Raw genomic sequence first — 5,287 nt, 5'->3', positions numbered from 1 at the left:
CGACTTCAATGGAGCGAAGCCGGGCGGGCGGGACTTCGGCGACAGCGTGTTGAAGCTGCGGCGGGAGGGGCAGAGGCTGGTGGTGCGCGATTACTTCACGCCGTTCAATCAGAAGGTGCTGGACGCGAAGGATTGGGATCTGGGCAGCCAGGGACCAGTGCTGCTTGCGGCACAGGCGGGCCCGCATCCGCATTTGTTGGTGCTTGCGGGGAAGGAGGGCAAGTTCTACTTGCTCGATCGCGACAAGCTGGGAAAATTTCAGGAGGGAGCCGACAACCCCATTGTGCAGTCCGTCAAGGTTAAGGATGCGTATGGAGCTGCGGCGTATTGGAACGGGCACATCTTCTTTACCGATCGAAGCGATGTGACCCGCGACTTTGCGATTGAGAATGGGCTGCTGGCGGCAAAGGGAATGACGGCGCGAATGTCGTCACCTGGCGCGACACCGATCGTTTCGGCCGATGGGACGAAGAATGCGATTCTGTGGGTGGTGTCGACGAAGGAGTGGAACGAAGCGCACATGGACAGGCCAGCAGTACTCCATGCGTACGATGCGAGGGACATTACGCATGAACTGTACAACAGCGAACAGAAGGACGAACGGGACCGTGCCGATATGACCGTTCGTTTCACCATTCCGACGATTGCGGACGGTCATGTATTTGTCGGTACTCGCGGCCGATTGGATGTCTATGGTCTGCTCAACCCAACCAGTCGCTCTCAGAGGTGACGTTCGAGGTCGTAAACCTTGCGGGCTCCGGCCGCGTATGAACTGTCCGAAATCGCGGTTTTGTACGAAGCGAGACGCCAGTTCTGAGAATCCGCCTGAATGTTTCCTGGTTGCCAACCAATCATCCATAACACCCCAAGTCTTCCTGCTCAGAGCTCGATAAGTGCATTGCCCTGTTACCGGCAATCGAGAATCATGCGCAATCCAATCGGCGGACACTGTTCGACTTCTCAGGACTGATCTGCTCGGAGAAACATCGCCAAGACACTCCGTAGAAAGAGCAGGGCTTCACGGCAAGGCCCCTATCGACGAATGCCACGTGAGACGCTCCCAATTAAGTGCTCATAGAGCGCGCATGTTGCGTTGAATTGCCTGCGGTGGCTGCCCGAAGGCCCGAATGAACGACCTCCTCATTCGGTCACGGTTTCCGAATCCGTTTTTGCGAGCGATCTCCTCGGAGGAGAATCGGCCAGCCTCCATCATCAACCGAGCGGACTCCACCCGCAGCAATTCAATAGCCTTGGCGGGAGCCTGTCCGGTTTCGTCTCTGAAAAGTCGACTGAACTGCCGCGGGCTCAGGCAGGCGGCGTCCGCCAAGTCAGTCATCGACAGACGTTTACCCAGATTTCGTTTCGCGTACGCGAGCACGGTCTGTATGCGATCGGACGTTGCATCCAGATCGAGCAACGTCGAATGCTGCGACTGTCCACCTGCCCGACGGTGATATACCACCATTAACTTAGCGGTCTCTCGGGCCATCTCGCGGCCGAAGTCTTCCTCCACCAGCGCTAGCGCAAGATCGATCCCGGCGCTCATACCAGCCGAGGTCCAGATAGGGCCATCGGAGGTGAAGATACGATCGACATCCAAGTTGACCTTGGGATAGCGCTCTCGCAAAGATCTTGCGTGATTCCAATGGGTAGTCGCCCGGCGGCCGTCGAGCAGTCCCGCCTCAGCGAGAACAAAGGTGCCGGTACATATGGAAGCGATGCGAACTCCCCGGCGGCCCGCAGATCGGAGATACCTCACTACTCCCGGAGGAGCAGCCGCAGCAGGGTTGTGTTCGCCCGCCACCAGGATCGTATCGAAGGAGCGGCGCTTATAGGATTCGGTCAGAATGTTACTTCCAACCGAGGTCGCTACTGGGCCGCCGCGCTCTGACACCAGCGTAATCTCGTAGATCGGATACCCAGCCTTCCAATTCGCCATCTCGAACACAGCCGAGACAGCCAGGTTTACCGTAGAAATTTGGGGGTACAAGACGAAGCCGATTCTGTGCGGTCGTTTCACGCATTCACCGTAGCAGAAATCGATCGAATGTCCTAAAACGTCGGATTTATGACATATCGACGCTGAAACGCGAGCCTACAATCTCGTCATACTCGCAGTCGCAAAAGATGCTCCGGCCCGCGTTCCCGATAGACCATTGAGGAAGATCGTAAAGATGAAGCGCAAGGTGCTGATTACTGGAGCGACTGGAGATACTGGCCGCGCTGCTATTGAAGAATCGATCCGGCGCGGACTCGATGTCCGCGCAATGGTCCACGTCAAAGATGATCGCGCAGCGGCTTTAGAAAAGCTCGGAGCCGAGATCGTGGTCGGCGATCTCCATCAGATCGATACTATCCGTCAGGCCATGGAAGGCACGAACGCGGCCTACTTCGTATACCCTGTGCAACCCGGACTGATTGAGGCGACCGTCAACTTCGCGCAAGCTGCAAAAGAAGCCTCTGTCGCCGCCCTCGTCAACCTCTCGCAACGATCCGCCAATCGCACCTCCGTCAGTCACTCCTGCCGCGATAGCTGGATCGCAGAACAGGTCCTCAATTGGGCGGGCCTGCCAGTCACCCATCTTCGCCCAACCTACTTCCTTGAGTGGCTGCTCTACCCCTGGCAGCTTCCCTTGCTCCGCGAGAAGGGCATCATCCGCTTGCCCGTCGGCAATGGCCGCCATGCACCCGTCGCCTCCGAAGACATCGGACGCGTTGTCGCCGCACTCCTAGAGAACCCCGCCCAACACGCCGGGCAAACCTACCCGCTCTTCGGTCCCGTCGAGATGAACCACGAGCAGATTGCAGCAGAGCTCACCATCGCACTCAACCGGCCCATCGTCTTCCAGAACGTCTCCATCGACGAATACTGTAGTTCGCTCGAAGCACTGGGAATCCCCGAATACGTTGTGCAGCACTTCCGCGGCGCAATGGATGACTATCAGCACGGTGTGATGTCCAGCATGAACGACAACGTCGAAAAGCTCAGCGGACACAAGCCTATGAGCGTCAGCGATTTCGCAAAACGTCACATGGATGAACTAAACCCGAAGATCGTTGCATAGCCGTTCCACATTTCAAACATTGGAGTCTCTCATGAGCCAGGAAACAACCCCCGCAGCCATCGCGCCCAAACGTCCTTTCCCTGTCCTGCCTACCAGCAAGATTCTGGCCCTCGGCCGTTTCACCGCTCCGCCAACACCCGAGCAAGTCAAGGCGATCTTTCCTCACGAAATACCAGATACCCTCCAACTCTATCTTGATGGCAAGATCGAACAGATGTGGGCTCGCCAGGATCAGAAAGGCCCCGTCTTCCTGATGAATGTGACCTCCGTGGCAGAGGCGCACACCATCCTCGAAAATCTGCCCCTTGGTCGGGCGAAGCTCATGGAATTCGAGTTGGTCGAGCTAACTCCCCTGACGCCCCTTCACATGCTCCTCACCGAAGGCTGGGCCAACGGCGCGAAGTAGTGCCTCATCCCAAATCGTAGTAAGCGCGCCTCTGGCAGCAGGTTCCAGAGGACGCCACATCGACACGCATCAGGTGCCGAACGACCCAAATTTTTACATGAAGGAGCGTGCAATGCAGCAGCAAAGTATAGCCACCGCAAAGCAGGAAACAGTCGAAGGAGCAACTGGTCTAAACATATTTTTTCGGTCTTGGCGCCCCGACGAAAAACCTTTCGCGATCATCGTCATCATCCCCGGCTTCAACGCCCACAGCGGATACTACGAATGGGTAGCGGAGCAGTTCGTCGCCGATGGCCTAGCCGTGTATGCTGTTGACCTGCGTGGTCGCGGGAACTCGGACGGCGAGCGCTTTTATGTCGAAGCATTTGAAGACTACGTCCGCGACGTTGAAGCGGTTACGGCCGTCGTAAAATCTCGCGAACCAGATCTGCCCATTTTGTTGCTTGGTCATAGCGCGGGCGGCGTTGTCGCCTGCCTCTATACTCTCGATCACCAGGCTGAGTTGACGGGGCTCATCTGCGAAAGTTTTGCCCACGAGTTGCCCGCGCCCGATTTTGCCCTCGCATTCTTCAAAGGGCTGAGTCATGTCGCACCACACGCGCATATCCTTCACCTTCCGAACGAGAGGTTCTCTCGTGATCCCAAAGCTGTTGAAGCAATGAACAATGATCCTCTGATTGCCCATGAGACTCAGCCAACACAAACTATGGCCGCGATGGTTCGGGCCGATGAGCGACTCAAAAAGGAGTTTTCTCAGATTACGCTGCCGGTCCTGATCCTTCATGGCACCGACGATAAGAACACAAGGCCAAGCGGCAGCCAGCATTTCTATGACATGGCCGGTTCCACCGACAAAACGCTGAAGCTCTACGAAGGCGGCTTTCACGATCTTCTTAACGACATCGACAAAGAGCTGGTCATCTCGGATATCAAGAGCTGGATCGATGGCCATCTTCCCGCTGCGGCTGGCGACAAAGGTTTGACAGTTTGAGCTTCAGCATGAGAACCCGAAGAGATTTCATCGTCACTACAATCGGAGCTGCTGCTGCTTCGTTGAGCAGTAGCTCTGGCCAAAGTTTGGTTCATTCGGGCGAAGCTGGCTCCCATAGCCTCGACGCCGAAACGAAAGGGCGACAAATGCAGGATCAAGCGGAAGACCCAATAATCACAAGAGCGCGACTTTCCGGACCCGAACAAGTAACCAGGAATGCGACCGTCGCCGAACTGGGGGCCGACGGTACACTGACGGTTCTGGTTAAGGGAACCAACGAGTGGGTTTGCGTGCATGGCAACGAGAATAAGATTGGCGCCCCGCCAATGTGCATGAACCCGATGGGCATGCGATGGATGATGGATGCGATGCAGGGCAAACCGAAGCCGACCAATGAATCTCCCGGCATGATCTACATGCTTTGCGGAGCGACGCAGAGGAGCAACACCAATGCGGCAGACAAGACGAGTCCAGCGATACCAATCGGACCTCATTGGATGATCACTTGGCCCTTTGACGCAAAAGAGAATGGTCTTCCAACCACTGTCCGCGATAAGGGCGCCTGAGTAATGTTTGCAGGCACGCCTTTTGCCTACCTGCATGTTTGCGGCACCCCTTGGGATGGCAGCGAATACAACGAAGGGGACAAGGCTGTATGAACCATGTCTTACACTCGGCGGTAAATTGGAGTGCCCGGCTTGATTTGTGCCAGTGACTAAGAGAGACACTGGAATGAGGAGAGCAAGATGGCACGAGGTAAGCGGTATCAACCGGAGCAGGTGGTGAACCTGCTGAGACGAATTGAGGTGTCGGTTGCGAACGGGA

The 5,287-nt window shown here is 56.4% G+C and carries 5 protein-coding genes and 1 pseudogene; 5 read left to right on the top strand and 1 reads right to left on the bottom strand.

All coding sequences use genetic code 11. From position 1 onward, the window contains the following. Positions 1-730: pseudogene (locus tag VMU57_RS12015) on the top strand (hypothetical protein); the annotation flags it as partial. A gap of 342 nt (positions 731-1,072) precedes the next feature. Here VMU57_RS12015 and VMU57_RS12010 read toward each other — a convergent pair. Then, complete coding sequence (locus VMU57_RS12010; RefSeq protein ID WP_325383694.1) at positions 1,073-2,020, bottom strand: GlxA family transcriptional regulator; 948 nt, start codon at positions 2,018-2,020, stop codon at positions 1,073-1,075. A gap of 154 nt (positions 2,021-2,174) precedes the next feature. Here VMU57_RS12010 and VMU57_RS12005 point away from each other — a divergent pair, with 154 nt between their 5' ends. The 4 genes from VMU57_RS12005 (at position 2,175) to VMU57_RS11990 (ending at position 5,028) form a co-directional block, all read left to right on the top strand. Then, positions 2,175-3,065 (top strand): NmrA family NAD(P)-binding protein, encoded by an 891-nt coding sequence (locus tag VMU57_RS12005; RefSeq protein WP_325383692.1) that lies wholly within the window; start codon positions 2,175-2,177, stop codon positions 3,063-3,065. Between the two features lie 31 nt (positions 3,066-3,096). Further along, complete coding sequence (locus VMU57_RS12000; RefSeq protein ID WP_325383690.1) at positions 3,097-3,471, top strand: hypothetical protein; 375 nt, start codon at positions 3,097-3,099, stop codon at positions 3,469-3,471. 112 nt (positions 3,472-3,583) lie between these two features. Continuing rightward, positions 3,584-4,462 (top strand): lysophospholipase, encoded by an 879-nt coding sequence (locus VMU57_RS11995; protein WP_325383688.1) that lies wholly within the window; start codon positions 3,584-3,586, stop codon positions 4,460-4,462. A 146-nt stretch (positions 4,463-4,608) separates the two neighbouring features. After that, a complete protein-coding gene (locus VMU57_RS11990) occupies positions 4,609-5,028 on the top strand; it encodes a hypothetical protein (protein ID WP_325383686.1) in 420 nt (139 codons plus the stop codon). The last annotated feature ends 259 nt before the right edge of the window (positions 5,029-5,287 follow it).

This window comes from Edaphobacter sp. (assembly GCF_035532915.1).
In the GTDB taxonomy this organism is placed as follows: domain Bacteria; phylum Acidobacteriota; class Terriglobia; order Terriglobales; family Acidobacteriaceae; genus Edaphobacter.
Note: the sequence above shows the minus strand (reverse complement) of the source record. Positions and strands in the feature narration are given on the sequence as shown.

Excerpts from the sequence above, each read along its gene's own strand:
- VMU57_RS11990 (WP_325383686.1), top strand. The coding sequence starts at position 4,609 with ATGCAGGATCAAGCGGAAGACCCAATAATCACAAGAGCGCGACTTTCC.
- VMU57_RS11995 (WP_325383688.1), top strand. The coding sequence starts at position 3,584 with ATGCAGCAGCAAAGTATAGCCACCGCAAAGCAGGAAACAGTCGAAGGA.
- VMU57_RS12000 (WP_325383690.1), top strand. The coding sequence starts at position 3,097 with ATGAGCCAGGAAACAACCCCCGCAGCCATCGCGCCCAAACGTCCTTTC.
- VMU57_RS12005 (WP_325383692.1), top strand. The coding sequence starts at position 2,175 with ATGAAGCGCAAGGTGCTGATTACTGGAGCGACTGGAGATACTGGCCGC.